Annotated in this window: 14 protein-coding genes; 10 read left to right on the top strand and 4 right to left on the bottom strand. The window is 62.4% G+C overall.

Annotated elements, in window-relative coordinates:
* Nucleotides 1-287 precede the first annotated feature (287 nt).
* The 3 genes from GE027_RS14550 to GE027_RS14540 are packed head-to-tail and all read left to right on the top strand — an operon-like array spanning nucleotide 288 to nucleotide 3,248.
* On the top strand, nucleotides 288-1,151 hold the full coding sequence (locus GE027_RS14550) for an MlaE family ABC transporter permease (RefSeq protein ID WP_153557933.1): 864 nt from the start codon (nucleotides 288-290) through the stop codon (nucleotides 1,149-1,151).
* 9 nt (nucleotides 1,152-1,160) lie between these two features.
* The gene (locus GE027_RS14545) at nucleotides 1,161-2,018 is read left to right on the top strand and encodes an ABC transporter ATP-binding protein (RefSeq protein ID WP_153557932.1); all 858 of its coding nucleotides are present in this window, start codon (nucleotides 1,161-1,163) and stop codon (nucleotides 2,016-2,018) included.
* 9 nt (nucleotides 2,019-2,027) lie between these two features.
* Nucleotides 2,028-3,248: an MlaD family protein gene (locus GE027_RS14540; protein WP_153557931.1), complete on the top strand. Its 1,221-nt coding sequence runs from the start codon at nucleotides 2,028-2,030 to the stop codon at nucleotides 3,246-3,248.
* A gap of 992 nt (nucleotides 3,249-4,240) precedes the next feature.
* On the opposite strand, the gene GE027_RS14535 is transcribed toward GE027_RS14540, so the two are convergent.
* A complete protein-coding gene (locus GE027_RS14535; RefSeq protein WP_237607549.1) occupies nucleotides 4,241-4,771 on the bottom strand; it encodes a PEGA domain-containing protein in 531 nt (176 codons plus the stop codon).
* Nucleotides 4,772-5,041: 270 nt separating this feature from the next.
* On the opposite strand from GE027_RS14535, the gene GE027_RS14530 reads away from it, so the two are divergent.
* The 5 genes from GE027_RS14530 (at nucleotide 5,042) to GE027_RS14510 (ending at nucleotide 10,693) form a co-directional block, all read left to right on the top strand.
* Nucleotides 5,042-6,325: a protein phosphatase 2C domain-containing protein gene (locus GE027_RS14530; protein ID WP_237607548.1), complete on the top strand. Its 1,284-nt coding sequence runs from the start codon at nucleotides 5,042-5,044 to the stop codon at nucleotides 6,323-6,325.
* A gap of 107 nt (nucleotides 6,326-6,432) precedes the next feature.
* Nucleotides 6,433-7,383 (top strand): GDP-L-fucose synthase family protein, encoded by a 951-nt coding sequence (locus GE027_RS14525; RefSeq protein ID WP_153557930.1) that lies wholly within the window; start codon nucleotides 6,433-6,435, stop codon nucleotides 7,381-7,383.
* A 49-nt stretch (nucleotides 7,384-7,432) separates the two neighbouring features.
* Nucleotides 7,433-8,710: a DegT/DnrJ/EryC1/StrS family aminotransferase gene (locus GE027_RS14520; protein ID WP_153557929.1), complete on the top strand. Its 1,278-nt coding sequence runs from the start codon at nucleotides 7,433-7,435 to the stop codon at nucleotides 8,708-8,710.
* A 35-nt stretch (nucleotides 8,711-8,745) separates the two neighbouring features.
* A complete protein-coding gene (locus GE027_RS14515; RefSeq protein ID WP_153557928.1) occupies nucleotides 8,746-9,708 on the top strand; it encodes a glycosyltransferase family 10 domain-containing protein in 963 nt (320 codons plus the stop codon).
* A 274-nt stretch (nucleotides 9,709-9,982) separates the two neighbouring features.
* Complete coding sequence (locus GE027_RS14510; protein WP_153557927.1) at nucleotides 9,983-10,693, top strand: FkbM family methyltransferase; 711 nt, start codon at nucleotides 9,983-9,985, stop codon at nucleotides 10,691-10,693.
* A 330-nt stretch (nucleotides 10,694-11,023) separates the two neighbouring features.
* Here the strand turns inward: GE027_RS14510 and GE027_RS14500 are convergent, their stop codons facing one another.
* Nucleotides 11,024-12,457 (bottom strand): sigma-54-dependent transcriptional regulator, encoded by a 1,434-nt coding sequence (locus tag GE027_RS14500; protein WP_153557925.1) that lies wholly within the window; start codon nucleotides 12,455-12,457, stop codon nucleotides 11,024-11,026.
* Between the two features lie 215 nt (nucleotides 12,458-12,672).
* Between GE027_RS14500 and GE027_RS14495 the strand changes: the two genes are divergently transcribed.
* Nucleotides 12,673-13,308 carry a response regulator gene (locus GE027_RS14495; RefSeq protein WP_153557924.1) on the top strand — a complete coding sequence of 212 codons (636 nt, stop codon included), beginning with the start codon at nucleotides 12,673-12,675 and terminating at the stop codon, nucleotides 13,306-13,308.
* Here GE027_RS14495 and GE027_RS14490 read toward each other — a convergent pair.
* Entirely contained in the window at nucleotides 13,305-14,741 is a 1,437-nt protein-coding gene (locus GE027_RS14490) for a DUF1598 domain-containing protein (protein ID WP_153557923.1), read from the bottom strand. The two genes, GE027_RS14495 and GE027_RS14490, sit on opposite strands and share 4 nt — an antisense overlap.
* 171 nt (nucleotides 14,742-14,912) lie before the next feature.
* Here GE027_RS14490 and GE027_RS14485 point away from each other — a divergent pair, with 171 nt between their 5' ends.
* Nucleotides 14,913-15,665: an acyltransferase family protein gene (locus tag GE027_RS14485; RefSeq protein WP_153557922.1), complete on the top strand. Its 753-nt coding sequence runs from the start codon at nucleotides 14,913-14,915 to the stop codon at nucleotides 15,663-15,665.
* Nucleotides 15,666-15,747: 82 nt separating this feature from the next.
* Here the strand turns inward: GE027_RS14485 and GE027_RS14480 are convergent, their stop codons facing one another.
* Complete coding sequence (locus GE027_RS14480; protein ID WP_153557921.1) at nucleotides 15,748-17,697, bottom strand: ABC transporter ATP-binding protein; 1,950 nt, start codon at nucleotides 17,695-17,697, stop codon at nucleotides 15,748-15,750.
* Nucleotides 17,698-17,723 lie beyond the last annotated feature (26 nt).

Raw genomic sequence — 17,723 nt, 5'->3', positions numbered from 1 at the left:
CGCAGCCAGTTCGCTTCTTGAAAGGGGGCTTGGAAAGTAGGTGTCGTTGGCACCGATGGCTTCACGTCAGCAACTGTGCCGGCCAGTAAAATGCCTTTCCTAATCTGCCAAGCTTGCTAGGCTTGCCAGGTCGCCAGTGCAGTCTATAACCGCAGCTTCGTCACGCCGCGCCTTTGCGCGCGGTCGGACTTTCCTGCGGTCCCGCAAAGTCGGCTCAAGCCGCAAGGTTTACCTGGTCGATACCTTTTGTGGTGTGTGCGGATCTCGGTACGTAGGTATGGCGAAATATGGCTTCGGTTGCTGGAAATGATACGGCTTCGCCGACGCTCGGCACGGCCCTGCAGCGCTGGGTTACGGACTGGGGGTCCAGCGTCGTCGATGGGTTGGTCGTCGTCGGCGACATGGCTCTATTCACCTGGCGAATGGTCGTCTGGATGTGCACCCGCATGCCCGCTCGCGGCACGATGCTGGTCAACTTCTACCAGGTTGGCGTGCTGAGCCTGCCGGTCGTCTCCCTGACCGGGACGTTCATCGGGATGGTCCTGGCGGTGCAGAGTTATTACCAGTTCCATTCGATCGGGCTGGAGAACCAGCTGGGGGCCGTAATCAATATGTCGCTGGTTCGGGAACTCGGTCCGGTGCTAGCGGCCACGATGCTGGCCGGCCGCGTGGGCAGCGCCATGGCGGCGGTGCTGGGCACGATGCGCGTGACCGAACAGATCGATGCCCTGACGACGATGGGCGCCGACCCGATCCACTACCTGGTCGTGCCGCGGTTTCTGGCCTGCATTTTGTTGATTCCCGCGCTGACGGTGATGGCCGATTTTATGGGCATCGTGGGCGGGTACTTTTACAGCGTGATCGTGCTGGGTATCGACCACGCGCCCTACCTGAACCACTCACGCGAGTTCGTCAGCGGATTCGATTTCCTCAGCGGGTTGTTCAAGAGCGTGTTTTTCGGCGGCATCATCGCCGTGGTCAGTTGCTACCGCGGATTCAACTGCCAGGCCGGTGCCGACGGTGTGGGGCGTGCGGCCACGGCATCCTTCGTGCACTCGTTCGTCTTGATCCTGGCGATCGACCTGTTTTTGAACATCCTGCTGGACGCCTTGTACTTTGCCATGCACCCCGAGGGGGCCTCGATCCTGTAGGGAACCGCTATGCAAGAAGAACATGAAATCGAACAAGAACGCGATGCGGTCCGCGAGGTGACGGACGAGCCGTTGGTGCGGGGCGAGGACGTCTCGGTCCAGTTCGGCCATCAGATGGTGCTGCGGGATATCGATCTGGCCATTCCCCGCGGTCAGACGTTGGCGATCATCGGAGAGAGCGGCTGCGGCAAGACGGTGTTGCTGAAGACGTTGGTGGGGTTGGTCAAGCCGCATGCCGGACGGGTGCGATTTGACGGGCAGGACCTCGCGACGCTGGACGACCAGCAATTGACCGCCGTGCGGCGGCGGATGGGGTTCGTGTTTCAAAACGCGGCCCTGTTCGACAGCATGACGATCCATCAGAACGTGGCTTTCCCGCTGGAGCAACACGGTTCGCTGGAGGACGACGAAATCCACCAGCGGGTCATGCAGCGGTTGGCCGAAGTCGGGTTGCCGCCCGAGGTGGCCAAGAAGCGACCGGCGGAGTTGTCCGGCGGGATGCGCAAACGCGTCGGTTTGGCGCGGGCCCTGATCATGGAGCCGGAACTGGTCGTCTATGACGAACCGACCACGGGCCTGGATCCGATCATGAGCGACGTGATCAACGAATTAATCCTGGAAACGCGGCGGCGCTTTCCGGTGACCAGCATCGTGGTCACCCACGACATGCATACCGCTCGCAAAGTCGCCGACCGGGTGTTGATGCTGTTTCCGCGGACGCGGCTCGAACCGCACCAGTCGCAGGTCTTGTTTGATGGTCCGCCCAGCGACTTGGAACATGCCGAGGACCGCCGCGTGCGACAGTTCGTGCGCGGCGAGGCCGGCGAGCGGCTGAACGAACTCATTTCGACCGGGACGTCGAGCTAGGAAGGCAAGATGGACGAGAATCGATTGCGGTTTGGTGTCGGCGTGTTGGTGGTGGCCGCGGTGGGGGTGTTCATCATCCTGACCTTTTTGTTCGGTGCCTTTCCTGCGCTGTTGACCAACAACCTGGAAATCACGGCCGACTTCGCTTCGGCGCCGGGCGTCAGTGCCAACACGCCCGTGCTGCGCGATGGCGTGAAGATTGGTCGGGTCAGCAGCATTCGGCTGCGGCCCGAGGGTGGCGTACAGATCACGATGGAGATCGACGCCGAACACGCTCCCACCAACGCTTACATTCCGCGGATCTCGCTGGGATCGTTCGTCACCGGCGACGCCAACCTGGAATTCGTTCGCCGCACCGAACAAGAGCTGCTGGACCAACTGGACGGGCAAGCCGGCACGCCGCCCGATGGGCAACTGGACGACGCCGAACGCCAGCTGATCAATACCCGGGCGCACAGCGGCGACTACATCGGTGCCGGCCGTGTGGCCGGCGACCCGTTTGCCGTGCTGGTCGGCCTGGAAGATCAGGTTCGCGAAACCCTGGCCACGATGCAAGTGGCCGGCAATTCCGTGGCTCAGGCCAGCGACTCGGTCAGCCAGTTGGCCGGCGACGTCAGCCAGGCGATCGGCACCAGTGGCAACGACATCAATCGCCTGTCCCAGCAAGCCGAACTGTCGATCGAAGAGTTTCGCGCCACGCTGGCAGACATGCGCTCGATCGTCGGCGACCCGCAAGTGCAGCAGGCCATCAAGGATTCGGTCGAGCGGCTGCCGCGGGTGATGCAAGAGGCCGAAGCGGTGTTGACCAGTACCGCGCAAACGATGCAGCAATTCGAGAAGGTGGGGATCGCGGCCGAGAGCACCGTCAAGGACGCCGGCCAGACGGTCAAGAACGTCGAACAGATCACGCGGCCGTTTGCCGAGCACAGTGAAGAACTGGTCGCCAGCCTGCTGACGAATCTGGACGGCTTGGACGGCACGATGCGTCAGTTCGGAACGTTTACCGAGCGGTTGAATTCCGGCAACGGAACGCTGAACCGGCTGATGGAAGATGACGAGCTGTACTGGCAGATCAAACGCATCGTCGACAATGTCGAGGACGCTTCGGCACGCATCCGTCCGATCATGGACGACGTCCGCGTGTTCAGCGACAAACTGGCTCGCGATCCCCGGCAACTGGGATTGAAGGGGGCGCTGGACAAGCGGCCCTCGGGATTAGGGCTGAAGTAGGTAGCTGAAGTCGCCAGACGTTGGGGGACGGTAGATTTGAGATTTGAGATTTGCGATTCGAGGTGGCTCGGCCCTGGTGAGCGGGGGAGATTGCAAATTGCAAAATGAACATTGCAAATTTTAAATTGAAACTTTGAAAACCGCTGACTTCGGCGGAATTTATACGCGGTTTGGAGCGAAGGAATGTAATGTTTTCTCCCCTCTCCCCCGCGGCGCCGCGAGCGTCAGCGAGTGAAGCAGTGGTGGGAGAGGGGCCGGGGGTGAGGGGGCTCCGGTGCAACGAGATGACCGTTCGCGTACGGTTTCGAAGCCGTGCCCCGCCTCGAGATACGGCCACGGTGCTGCTGCTCTGCATTCCCCCTCACCCCCGACCCCTCTCCCCCGAATCCTGACTCGCTTGGGCTCGCCAGGCTTCGGGGGAGAGGGGAGTAAACGATTCTTCTCATACAAAAGAATCCGCCGGAGCCAGGAGATTTGAGATTTGCGATTCGAGGTGGCTCGGCCCTGGTGAGCGGGGGAGATTGCAAATTTCAAATTGAAACTTTGCAAACCGCTGACTTCGGCGGAATCTTTGAACGGCCGGGAGCGAAGGAATGTAACGTTTTCTCCCCTCTCCCCCGCGGCGCCGCGAGCGTCAGCGAGTGAAGCAGTGGTGGGAGAGGGGCCGGGGGTGAGGGGGCTCCGGTGCAACGGAATGACCGTTCGCGTACGGTTTCGAAGCCGTGCCCCGCCTCGAGATACGGCCACGGTGCTGCTGCTCTGCATTCCCCCTCACCCCCAACCCCTCTCCCCCGAATCCTGACTCGCTTAGGCTCGCCAGGCTTCGGGGGAGAGGGGAGAAAACGATTCTTTTCATACATAGAATCCGCCGGCGTCAGCAAATTTTGGAATTGCGATTCTGCAATTTGCGATCGATCCCTCTACGGATGCTAGCCCTGCTCATCAACCATCAACCATCAACCATCAACCATCAACCACCAACCAACAACCGCCTACGGGCTGACCACCGCGGGTAGGCCGCCGCTGGGCAGGCCTCCCGGCGGGGGCGTGGTCGGCACCGAAACCGGCGGCAGGGTCACCGTCTCTGGCATTGTTTCCACCGCCGCCGGGACCACGCCGCTGCGGGCCTGCGAACGCAACGCGTCGGCTCGACCCACCACCTCCTCCATCGGAGCGACTTGTTTGGGAACCAGTTCGACGTCGATGATCCGCTCGTCTCGGATCTCCCAGGGCCATAGCGTTTCAGCAAAGAAGTCTAGTGGCGGGATTTCATACCAGGGCGGGTTCAGCCGTCGGCGCAGGACTTCGGTGCGGTAGCCGTCCTTTTCGATGCGTACTTCGCGGGTTCCGTAATGCACGAACGAAGACGCCGCCGGACTGGTGCCGATCACTTGGTTGTCGACCGCGACGACGGCTCCCGGTGGGTTGGTCCGCACGGTGAGCCGGCGGCGAACGCAGCCACAGCTGGCCAACAACGCACAGCCGACCAGCAGCGCGGCGGTCCGTCGCATGGTGAAACTCATCGTTGGCGTCCTTCCGGGGTCCTGTGTTTTGGCGATTCCGCCGCGGAGGTTAGCAAACTGCTGCCGCGGACGGCCAGAGCGTCGTAGCCGAATTTGCCGGAATTTGGCCGCATAATGTTCTTCGCTGGGGGACGGCCAAGCTACGCGTGCCACACGCCGGGCCTGGGCGGTTAAACTAGAAGGCTGGAATGAATGAGCCGATGCGGAATCCTTTGGGGGCGGAATCCTGGGGGGGCCGCCACCGATGCCCTCTGAGTTGATCTTTCGCGAATGTCCTCGCCTGATTCCTGGAACGCTTCGATTCACTTCTCGCAAGAGAGCGATATCGGTATGCGTCGCGCCACGAATCAGGATTCGGCCACCAGCGTGATCGCCGACAGTGAGGGGCGGTTCCAGCGCCGCGGGCACCTGTTCATCGTCGCCGACGGAATGGGCGCTCATGCGGCCGGAGAATTGGCCAGCCAGATGGCGGTCGAGCGGATCCCCCAGCATTACCTGCGCAGCAACGCCTCGACGGTGGCGGGGTCCTTGCGCAAGGCGATTCGCGAAGCCAACCGCGAGATCTATCTGAAGGGACAGAGCAACCCCGAGTTCCACAATATGGGCACGACCGTCAGCGCCTTGGTGCTGATGCCCGACGGGGTGGTGGTCGGACACGTCGGCGATAGCCGCGTGTACCGCTTGCGCGGTGAGGTTTTCGAACAATTAACCTTCGACCACTCTTTGGTCTGGGAGATGGAAGCGGGAGGGCACGTCCAGCCCAACAGCGAGCTGAGCCGAGCGATTCCCAAGAACGTGATCACCCGCTCGCTGGGACCCAACGCCGAGGTCACGGTGGATCTGGAAGGACCCTGGCCGGCACTGCGAGGCGACCGGTATCTGCTGTGCAGCGACGGTTTGACCGGCCAGCTAGAGGACAGTGAGATCGGGATCCTGCTGGGATGTTTGTCGCCCGAAAAAGCGACTCGGGTGTTGATCGATCTGGCGAATCTACGGGGCGGGCCGGACAACATTACCATCGTGGCCTTGGAAGTCCAGGCGGACTGCAATCACAGCGGGGCTCCGATCCATGCAGCGCGGCCGCATGAATCGCCGCCGGCGTGGGTCTGGGTGTTGATGGGCGTCGCGGCCCTGGCTGCGGTGATGTTTGCCATTTCCGCCCTTGCCGCGGCGACGCTGGCCTCGGCGGGCGTCGCGTTGCTGGCCGGTTTGTACGCCGCCTGGTATCGCTGGGTGCGGTCGGCCAAGCCGGGGCTGGACGCGACCGGTGGCGAATCCGGGGGACGCGGACCCTATCGCCGCTACAGCGCAAAACCCACGGCGGAATTCATCGGCCGGTTGGCTGGAACCGTCCAAGCCCTCCGCGATGCCGCCGCCGAACACGGCTGGCAGGTGCCCTGGGACGCCATCGACCGGATGCAAGCCAAGGCCGAAGCGGCTCGCCGCAAGCAGGACCTGTGCGGCGCCGTCCGCTGGCAATCCGAAGCGATTATCGCCACCATGCAGGAGCTGCGACATCAGCGCGGTAGCGAAGAAGCCGCCATCGAATACTGATCTTGACCCGATCGTCTGTCTGCCCGATTATCTGGGCCGCTGAGAACTTGAGCTCGTTTTCAGAGAAAACCAAAACAGAGCGAATTTGACCGGGAAAAGGAATTCCCATGCAGCCCGATGACCCGATTTTGGTCACTGGTGCGACCGGAATGGTCGGTGGCCAGCTGGCACAACAACTGCGCGGCGACGGTTTCCAACGCGTCCTCACGCCCACGCGCCAGCAGATGGACCTGTGCGATGCGGCCAGCGTGGATCGTTGGTTCGCCCAGCATCGACCCAAGTACGCGTTCCTGCTGGCCGCCCAGGTCGGCGGGATTGCCGCCAACGTCGCCGATCCGGTCGGGTTTCTGGAAAACAATCTGTTGTCGGCCGTGCACCAGTTGCAGGCTTGTCATCGGCACGGCGTGGAGAAACTGCTGCTGCTGGGCAGCACCTGTATCTATCCGCGCGAGTGCCCCCAGCCGATGCGGGAAGACTCGCTGTTGACCGGACCGCTGGAACCGACCAACGAAGGCTATGCCCTGGCCAAGATCGCGGCCCTGCGTCTGGCGCAGGCCTACCACACCCAGCACGGCATGCAGTGCGTGCTGCCGATGCCCTGCAACATCTACGGCACCGGCGACCATTTCGACTTGCAACGCAGCCACGTCCTGAGCGCCCTGGTCAAGCGGTTTGTCGACGCCGTCGAGCAAGGCAGCGACGAGATCACGCTGTGGGGGACCGGATCGGCACGCCGCGAATTCATTCACGTCGACGATGTGGTGGCCGGGATGCGACTGTTGTTCGATCGCGTCGATGACGGCCAGATCGTCAACCTCGGTACCGGCGAGGACCTGTCGATCGCGGAACTGGCCACGCGGGTCGCCGCGGCCGCGGGCTTTACCGGCACGATCCACTGGGATACCTCACGGCCCGACGGGATGCCTCGCAAGTGCACCGACGTGACCCGCTTGAAATCGTTTGGCTTCGAGCCGCGGGTGGACCTGGACGAGGGCATCCGCCGGACCGTCCAGCAGTACCGCCGCTTGAACGAAACCGGATCCACTTCCAACAAGTAACTTCGGGCTCCGCCCTTCCCTGCCCGCCTTCCCGCAAAGACCCACACTCATGAAGACCGAATCGCGAGAGCAACTGCAGTCCTGGTTGCGTGATACCCTGCCGCAACAAACGCCGACCAATCCACGGTATTGGTTTCCGTTGACCCTGCCCACCTACGGCGTCGACGAGATCAGCGAAGCGATCGAGTGCATGGTCGATTTCCAGACCTCCATGGGCCAGCGCACCCGCCAGTTCGAACAGGCTTTTGCCAACTACGTCGGCGCCGCCGACGCGGTGATGGTCAACAGCGGTTCGTCGGCCGATCTGTTGTTGGCTTACCAATTAATCAATCCGCTGAACCCTCGGCTGCAACCCGGCGACGAAGTCTTGGTGCCCGTGGTGACTTGGCCGACCCAGGTGTGGTCGGTGGCGATGGCCGGATTAAAAGTCCAACTGGTCGACGTCGATCCGACCACTTTGAACGTGGATCTGGATGACCTGCGGCGGCGGATCGGACCGCGCACCAAGTGCTTCTTTGCGGTGCACCTGATGGGCAACCCCTGTGCGATGGACGCCGTGCGAAAGCTGTGCAACGAGTACGGTCTGCTGTTGATCGAAGATTGCTGCGAGGCGCTCGGCGCCCAGCACGATGGCCAGCACGTGGGCACGTTCGGCTTGGGCGGCAGCTACAGCTTCTTTTTCTCGCATCACATGACCACGATGGAAGGCGGGATGGTGACCTGTGTCGACCAGCACCATGCGGACCAGTTGCGTGTTCTGCGAGCTCATGGTTGGAGCCGCGGGCTGCAGAATCAAGCCACCGGAGCGGCCGAAATCGATTCGCGATACCTGTTCGTCAATTGGGGTTTCAATCTGCGGCCCACCGAACTGCAAGCCGCCTTTGGACTGCATCAATTGGCGAAACTGGATGCCATGAACGCCCGTCGCCGGCAATTGGCGGCCCGCTTTGAGGACTACGTCGCCCAGCGTCCCGCTCTGGCGACGCCGTCGGTTCCCGCAGCCGGCACCAGCAGTCCGTTTGCTCTGCCCGTGATGCTCTCGGGCGACCTGGCCCATCGCCGCGGCGAATTGACCGACTATCTGGAACAGCAAGGCATCGAGACGCGCCCCGTGGTCGCCGGCAATCTGGCGCGGCAACCGGCCGCGGCCATTCTCGGCGACCTGGATCCGACGGCGTATCGCGGCGCCGACGAGATCCACCAGCGTGGTTTCTACTTGGGGCTGAACCCCGCGTTCGACGACGTTCTGTTCGGCCGCATGCTCGATACCTTGGACGCCGCGATCGACCACGTTTCCTCGACCACGCACGTGCGAACGGCCGCCTGAGCGTCTGCCTTGCTCCTCTACCGAAGGCGATCGCCATGCCTCGCGTTTTGATTACCACCCCGTTTCCATCGTGGCCCCTGCTGCGACAGACCCCCGGTCACCGCGGGGTCTGGGGCGATTTCCAGTTCGTCGTCAACGAGCCGCTGGAACGCTGCGACGCGTGGGTCGTGTTCGAAGAAGTGCCCGAGCCGTTGTCGACGGTTTGTCCGCCGGAGAACACCTTGTTCGTCAGCGCCGAACCGCCGGCGCTGCGAGCCTATCGCGGTACGTTTCTCGATCAGTTCCGCTGGGTGCTGACCTGTCACGACGTCAAGCACCGCGGCAAGATCGCTTGGCAACAAGGCCATCCCTGGCACGTGGGCGTCGATCGCGACCGCGACGATCGGTCCACCTGGGATTATGACCGGATCGCCGCCGATCCGGCCGATCAGAAACCCTCGCTGATCAGCACGGTGATTTCGACCAAAGAGATCACCGCGGCGCATCGCGCGCGTCGCCGGTTCGTGGCCATGCTGAAGGAGACGCTGGGAGACCAGTTCGACGTGTTCGGCCGCGGCTACCTGGGGATCGCCGACAAGTGGGACGCGGTGGCGCCGTACCGGTTCCATCTGGTGCTGGAAAACGAACAGCGACCGGATTACATGACCGAAAAGATTTCCGACGCGTTCTTGGCCGGAGCGTACCCGTTTTACTTCGGCTGTCCCAATGCCGAACAGTATTTTCCGGGCACTGCGTTTACACCGATCGATATCTTTCGGCCCCAAGCGGCGATCGAAACCATCTTGGCGGACATCGCCGCCGAGCGCGACCGCCAGCGTCGCGCCGACGTCTTGGAAGCCCGCCGCCGCGTGCTGAACGAACACAACTTTTTTCCCTTGATCGCTCGGTTGTTGAGCGAGCGGATGAGTTCGAGCGCCCCGCGCCGCGTGCAACTTTTGCCGAGGCGGCACCGTTGCCGCCTGGCGCTGCGCAGCGTCGGCCGCCGCTGGGCTGCGTAGTGAATCCCCTACCAGAGTCGCCTTTCGCTCCGCGAAAGTAGCTAGAGTCGCCTTTCGCTCCGCGAAAGTAGCTAGAGTCGCCTTTCGCTCCGCGAAAGTAGCCAGAGTCGCCTTTCGCTCCGCGAAAGTAACTAGAGTCGCCTTTCGCTCCGCGAAAGTAACTAGAGTCGCCTTTCGCTCCGCGAAAGTAGCCTGCGTATACACAACTTTCGCGGAGCGAAAGGCGACTCTGGCAACCCTGTCGCCTATATTTACTTCTTACCAAGGAACTCCGATGACGAGACTGGCCATGATGCCGCGGCTGAAACGCAGCGTGCTGAAGCGTGCCGATGCGGTGATGAGCGCGGTGGGGATGCCCGGCCGCTTGCCGGTGTGCGCGGAGTTCGATCGTGCGTACCGCCGCTGGAATACCGACCGGGGTGACCAGACACTGCGTTTGGATTACGACTTGTCCGCCGACGACATCGTGTTCGATGTGGGTGGCTATCAAGGCGAATGGGCCGCAGCGATGCACGGTCGGTATGGTTGCCGGGTGCATGTGTTCGAACCGCTGCCGCAGTACTACCAGCAGATCCAAAATCGCTTTGCCGACGTGCCGGCCGTCGATGTCCATGCGTTCGGTCTGAGCGGACGAGATCAAACGATTTCGCTGGGCGTCCTGGACGATGCGACCAGCCAGTTCAAGACGGCGGAAGACAGCGTCGCCTGTGAGCTGCGGTCGATCTCACGGTTTATCGAAACGCACCGGATCGAGCAGGTTGCCCTGTTAAAGCTGAACATCGAAGGCGGCGAGTACGAATTGCTCGAGCACCTGATCGACAGCGGTTTGATCTCGCGTTTTCGCGATATCCAGGTGCAGTTCCACTGGTTCGTGCCGGGAGCTCATCGGCGAATGCAGCGGCTGCATCAGAAACTGCAGCAGTCCCACCGCCCGACGTACCAGTATCGCTTCGTGTGGGAGAACTGGACCAGGATGGCGGGGTAGTTGTTGGTTGTTGGTTGTTAGTTGTTAGTTGTTAGTTGTTAGTTGTTGGGGTCGCGACATCGTACTCAACGCAGCGGTACTCGTACTCAGTGAAACGGTACTCGTACTCGCCTCGTGCTCAGCGAAGTGGTACTCGTAATCGAACGACCGCGCAGCCGTCCGGCGGTAACTCCAGGGCGGTCGCGGCACCTGATCGTCCATGGTCCGGTTGCGCCGTCTCGGGTTGCTTCGAGCACGAGCACGAGCACGAGCACGAGCACGAGCACGAGCACGAGCACGAGCACGAGCACGATTAGGTGCTAGAGCAACCAACAACCAACAACCAACAACCTACGGCGCGTACTGCAAACGCGGGTCGTCCAGGCCCAGGCGTTTCATTTTCTTGTACAGCGTCGTGCGGTTGATCTCCAGGGCGTCGGCCGTGGCCGCGCGGTTCCACTGGAACATCCGCAGGGCTTCCAGGATGATCTGTCGTTCGGGTTCTTCGAGCGCTTCTCGCAGGCTGAGCACTTGTCCGTCGCTGACCGCGCGGCCGACGGGCGAGGGGGCGGCCGGCGTGCTGGTGGGAATGGCCAACCGATGCCCGCCGCGAACCATTTCCGCCGGCAGGCTTTCCACGCCCAGGCGGCTACCGCGGGACAGCAAAATAGCTCGCTCGACAACATTCTCCAGTTCGCGCACGTTGCCCGGCCAAGCGTAGTCCTGCAGGACCTGCATGGCGGCGTCGTCAAAGCCGTCGACGGTGCGATCCAGCGACTCGGTGGCCCGGGCGATGAAGTGCTGGACCAGCAGCGGGATATCGCCGGGACGCTGCCGTAGGGCGGGCAGTTCGATGTTGACGACGTTGATGCGGTAGTAGAGGTCTTGTCGAAAAGACCCCTGTTCGACGCGTGCGGTCAGGTCTTCGTTGGTCGCCAGGATGACCCGCACGTCGACCGATTCGGTTTCGGTACTGCCCAGCGGTTCGAACTGCAACTCCTGCAGCACCCGCAACAGCTTGACTTGCATCGCGGGCGTGGCGGTACCGATTTCGTCCAGAAACAGGGTGCCGCCGTCGGCCAGTTTAAACTTGCCGATCTTGTCGCTGGTCGCGCCGGTGAAGGCGCCGGCGACGTGGCCGAACAGTTCGCTTTCCAGCAGGTTATCCGGCAGCGCCCCACAGGCGACTTCGATGAACGGTCCGCCAGCGCGGTTGCTGCGGCGGTGGATGGCCCGAGCAATCATCGATTTACCGGTACCGTTTTCGCCGGTAACCAGCACCGACGCGCGGGCGTCGGCGACACTGTCGACCACGTCGAACAATTTCAACATGCGGTAGTCTTGGCTGAGGATGTTATCCATCCCGAAGCGGCGATCGAGCTGTTGTTTTAGGCGTTCGTTTTCGGCTTGGATCGCTCGCTGGGACCGGGCCCGGTCGATGGCCAGTAACAGTTCTTCATCGATCAACGGTTTGGTGAGCAGGTCGAAGGCGCCGGCCCGGACCGCTTCGATCGCGGTATCGGGGGTGGCGTAACCGGTCACGACCAAGACTTCGCAACCGGGCAGGCGTCGTTTGGTGTAGGAGATCAGGTCAAAGCCATCGCCATCATCCAATCGCAGGTCGGTAATCAACAGGTCGTAGGCCCCCGCTTGCAGGGCCGCACGCGCCGCCGCGAGGGTGCCCACGGTGTCGACGCGATGCCCCTGCTCGCTCAGCCACAGCGCCATGGACTCGGCCAGGTAACGGTCGTCGTCGACAAGAAGTATCGCTGTGCAATCCGGCATCGTGATGGCAAACCTGATGGAAGCAAAGGTGTCCGCGGCTGGCGGGCGGAAAAATAATTCGTTCCTGAGGGGATTTAGGTTGCGGTTAAGGACCCGTCAAAACGCGTTCTCCAGCAAGGGTGATCGTGGCGCTTGGATCCGCGCTTTAGCCATCACCTTGTATGGGTGGTAACACTCGTGCCGACGGATATATCTGTGACCCTTCGAAGATAAACATGACGACGAAACTATTGATTGTGGACGACCACGAAGTGGTTCGCTTGGGGCTGGCCGCGTTACTTGAAGACGATTCACTGGAGGTGGTAGGGACGGCAGGCAATGTCGAACAAGCCGTCCAGCAGTGCCAGCTGCACTGTCCGGATCTGGTGCTGTTGGACGTGCGGCTGGGCGGTACGGATGGGTTGAGTGCGATAGCGGCGTTCCAGCTGGCCGTACCCGCTGTGCGGGTCGTGATCCTGAGCGCTTACGACAACCCCACGTACATCGCTCGCGCCGCGGCGTTGGGCGCGGCCGATTATCTGTTGAAGTCACAGCCGCGCGAGACGGTCCTCGGGGCGCTGAAGCGTGTGGCGCGGGAGGAGCCGCTGAGCCAAGAGAGTCTGCTGCGCCGCATCCGAGCCAAGATGCGGCGGACCGAAGCCTGTTTGACGACCGCCGAATTGCCGCTGACCAACCGCGAGCTGCAGGTGTTTCGGCACGTGGGACTGGGCCTGAGCAATCGCGAGATCGCCACGTCCCTGGGGATCAGCGTGGAAACGGTCAAGGAGCACGTGCAGAACGTGCTCCGGAAATTAGAGGTGATCGACCGAACCGAAGCGGCCGTTCGAGCGGTCAAGATGGGGGTGGTTTAGTCCCACCACCACTGGCCGTCTTTCAGGTTCGCCGGGACGGCGCTGCGACGGCTGGTCTCGGTTTCGCCACTGCGGTCGACTTGTTTGATGTCCGACTTCAGGGCGACGCGAGGCTGGACGTTGACGCCGCCACCGAGCGGGGTCATCAACGTGCTGCCTTTCCAGACCGCGTTGACGGCCGTTTCGACTTGTACCGGAGCCTGGTGCTGCTCGACCGCGTACTGGGACTCGTCGCCAAAGTAATCCAGCGACCAATTGGCTTTTGAGTAGAAGTCCTGGTCCTGGATGTACGCGGCGGCGATGGCTGCGTCGATCAGGTTACGCATCTGCGCGTACACCGGCGCGACCTCGGCGATCTGGTCGTAGTTGTCGGTGAAATCTTTGCAAAACGCTTCGCTGGCCCGGTTGCCGCGGCCGCCACCGGTGCGACGTCCGTCGGCACCGACGCGTTCGTTGGCACCAACCAGTTTGACGCCATGCTTGCTGAGCTGCATCGCCAAGCCGTCTTCGCTGGTTCGGACGCCTTCGTAATTGGGTTCAAAGTACCACCGCTCCATCGCATTGGCGGCAACCTGCGCGGGGTTGGCTCGCTGGACATAACTGGGCATGCGAATCGGCAGTTGTTCCAGGCCGATCCCGATCAACTTCATCCGGTAATCCGCTTCGACCAACACCTGGGCAAAGTGAGTGCTGGTGGGGATGCCTTGGATGGTAACGTTCTGCAGTCCCAGGTTGTTCTTCAGCGTCATCGCCAGGCGGGCGGCATCTTGGGGCCGAAGGCCCGGGCCGATGCGGCGCAGGACCTGTTGCAAACGCTGCAGTCCTTCCTCGGTGGGATCGATCGAAACACTGATCACGCGCGTCGCCTCGCCGTCGGGCGGGTAGGCTCGCAGGGCCGTGACCATGTCTTCGAGCAGGATCACGGGGCGTCCGCTGTCGGCGCCGCGAAGGCGTCCGGCGGGGTCGTGAACGAACGGCTCGGCCGGCCCGGCGATGACCACGTCGCCGCTATCGGGATAGAAAAACACGTACTCGATGCGGGTTAGTCCGGCCATAGCCTGCATCTCGTCGCTGGCGGCTCCCGCGGCGGCGACAGCCGCTTCCAAACGGTTCAGCGAGATCTTGCGGAGCGGCGATGGACGCTGGAGGTCCGCTGGCAGAGCTTGACGGGCGGCTTGCATCCGGGCCATCCCGACACGCGGATCGAAGTGCCGCACGCGGAGCACGCCGGAGGCGTCGACTTCCACCCCGGCGACCGGCTGCACAAACGCACCGGTGTTGTTGTTGTTGTTGTTATTATTGTTGTTGCCGCCGCCGTTGTTGCCGTTATTGTTGTTCGCACGGGCCGAAGTGGTCAGACCGGCGACACAGATAGCGACCATCCACAACACAGCGGACGAAGCGAAAGGAGCAGAAAATCGACGGCGTCGCATGGGTTGCCTTACTGAAAAAGATTAGCTGAAATGACTCTCCACCCTGAGCATAATTAGCGGGCTGGGGTTAGGCAATAAAATCGCCTGCCCGCACCAGGGTAGCTCGGAAAAAAGGGGATTTCCAACGGAGTTTCCCAAATCTACGGCTTATTCCGTCGGGAACTTCGAATCGTGAACAGCAAAAGCTCCAAGGCCAAACGCCCGCGACACGCTGCCGATCCCTCCGGCGGCGAGCGCATCGCCGCGCTGGACGCCCTCCGCGGACTGGCCATTTTGTTGATGGTTTTGGACCACGTCGCCGGCATGCTGATGGATGTCCGGATCGAGTACACCAGCGTGCGGTTCTGGACACGGCTGAGCATGCCGCTGTTCTGTGTGCTGATGGGCTATTTTCTGGATCCGGGCCGGCCGCGTTCCCTGCACCGCTTCGGCCAGATCGCCCTGGCGGCCGTGGCGATCAACGTCGCCTACCTTTGGCTGTATCGCGAAGTGGAAATCCTGGGCAGTCTGTTGGTTGCCTACACCCTGTTCCTGATGACCGGCCGCGCGTTCGTGGTGTTTGTCGCCGCGGCGGCGTTCTATCCGCTGGATCCGTCGACCCCCTGGTTCGATTACCCGCTTTCGATCGTGCTCAGCTTTGTCGCCCAGGGCATGATCCTGCGGCACGGGGGCGGACTGGCGGCCACCGTTTCAGGATGCCTATTGGCCAGCGGGATCGCCTGGATCGGGATGGGCGAACCCGGCGACGTCAATCATCTGCTGTTCTATTTCATCCTGCCGGCCACCGCCGCGGTGCACTGGGCCGCACGCTCGTCTGCCGGCAAAGTGCCCGTGCTGGACTGGCTGGGAAGGCACCCCCTGTCGTCCTATCTGGTCCAGTACTACGTGATCTTCGCCGTGTACTTCTGGTTCATCCGTAGCTGAATTCGCCAGAATTTGGAGTCGAGGCGTCCCTCCCAAAGTCTGGCGACTTCGGCTACGAGGTGACTTCGGTTACGGGGTGGCTTTAGGACGGGGCCCCTTCGGGCATTTGGCTGTCGCGGGTTTGCAGCTGGACCATGTCGCGATAGATCCCGCCGCGGGCGAGCAGTTCGGCGTGCGTTCCGGTCTGGATCACGCGGCCCGCATCGAGCACCACGATCTTGTCGGCCTCGCGGATCGTGCTCAGCCGGTGCGCGATGACGATGGCCGTGCGGTTTTGCAGCAAGCGTTCCAGGCTGGCCTGGATCAGTTGTTCGCTCTCGCTGTCCAGGTTGCTGGTCGCCTCGTCCAGGATCAGGATCTTGGGATCGGCCAGGATGGCTCGAGCGATGGCCAAGCGTTGCCGCTGGCCGCCGGACAGTTTGACACCGCGTTCGCCGATCAGGGTGTCGTAGCCATCGGGCAGGCGACGAATGAACTCATCGGCCGCGGCGGCCGCGGCCGCGGCGCGGATCTCGGCTTCGTCGGCATCCCGCCGGGCGTACGCGATGTTGGCGCGGATCGAACCGTCGAACAGAAAGACGTCCTGTTCGACCATTCCCAGCAGCTGGCGGTAGCTGTCCAGTTGAATATCGCGCAGATCGCGGCCATCCAGTTCGATGCTGCCGGTGGTCGGATCGTAGAAGCGAGCGACCAGGTTGGTCAGCGTCGTTTTGCCCGCGCCGCTGCGGCCGACCAAGGCCACGGTCTGGCCGGCAGGCAGCTCCAAATCAATCTCGCTCAGCACGTCCTGCTGGGTGTCGGGGTAGCGGAACGAGACACCGCGGAGCCACAGTTGGCCCCGCACCTCGGCCCGCGACAGCGTCACGGCCCCCGGATTGGTGGGCAGTTCCTGGTCTTCGTCCAGGATGTCCAGGATGCGGTTCAGTCCCGCCAAGTTGTTTTGAAAGCTGACCGCGCTGCCGGCCAGCGTGGCCAGGGGATCGAGCAACATGGTCAGGTACACCAGAAACATCATCAGGTCGCCCAGGGTCAGTTCGCCTTGGATGATCTGGTACCCGCCGTACAGCAACAGTCCGGTCGAGGCCAATGGGATCAGCACTTCCCAGATGATCTCGATCGTCCGCGTCCACCACCAGGTGAACAGTTGCTGGCGGACCATGAAGTCACCCTCGCGCACGAATCGGCCGGCTTCGCTGCGGGCCCGGGCAAAGGTGCGGACCACGCGGATCCCGCCAAACGTTTCGGTGGCCGCGCTATCGATGTGCTGCCGTTGGCGGCGGATGTCGCGAAACAGGGGCCGCACGCGGCCGATCCAGGTGCGGTGCGTGATCCAGACCGCAGGCAACAGCATCAATCCGCCCAGCATCAATTTCCAGTCCACCCACATCAGGATCAGCAGACTGCCGGTGAACTGAATGATCGCTCGCGCCGGGTTGTAGAGCATGCTGAAGATCAGGTCGGACACCCCGCCGGCATCCTCGCGGATCAAGCTGGCCACGCCGCCGCTTTTCAGGCCGTGCACGTCGTGCAGCGGCAGCCGAATGGCGTGCTCGAAAACTTGATTGCGGATCGACACTTGCGATTTGTTGACGGCTTTGGTGGCCAGCCAACGGCTCTGCAAACGCACCGCGGTGGCCAGAATCGTCAGCACCGTGACCACCGCAGCGATGGCCACCAACAGACCCATCGGCGAGCTGGGCAGGGGCAGCGAGCGCAGGACCGCCGGCAGCGGTTTGGGCGGATCGGTCAACACCGAATCGATGGCCAGCTTGGTTCCGGCCGGCGGGATCAGACTGAGCAGGACGCCGATCGACATCAAGGCGACCGATTGCAGGATCATCGCTCGATGACCCGTGACCAGCGACCAAAACGCACAGAACAGCTCCCAGAATCCTCGCTGCCGAGTGCCTAGTTTGCGCTCGTGCTTTTCCTGGGCGGCCGGTCCTTTGGCAGGAAGCCCCGAGCGATGACGCTCGCGGATCTGCTGGCGGTACTGGCGAAAACGGATGCGTGACGGGGAAGTGCTTGACATGCCATTAGTCGTACGTCCCAAGACGC

Origin of the sequence: Roseimaritima sediminicola (genome assembly GCF_009618275.1) — a bacterium.
In the GTDB taxonomy this organism is placed as follows: Bacteria; Planctomycetota; Planctomycetia; order Pirellulales; family Pirellulaceae; genus Roseimaritima; species Roseimaritima sediminicola.
Note: the sequence above shows the minus strand (reverse complement) of the source record. Positions and strands in the feature narration are given on the sequence as shown.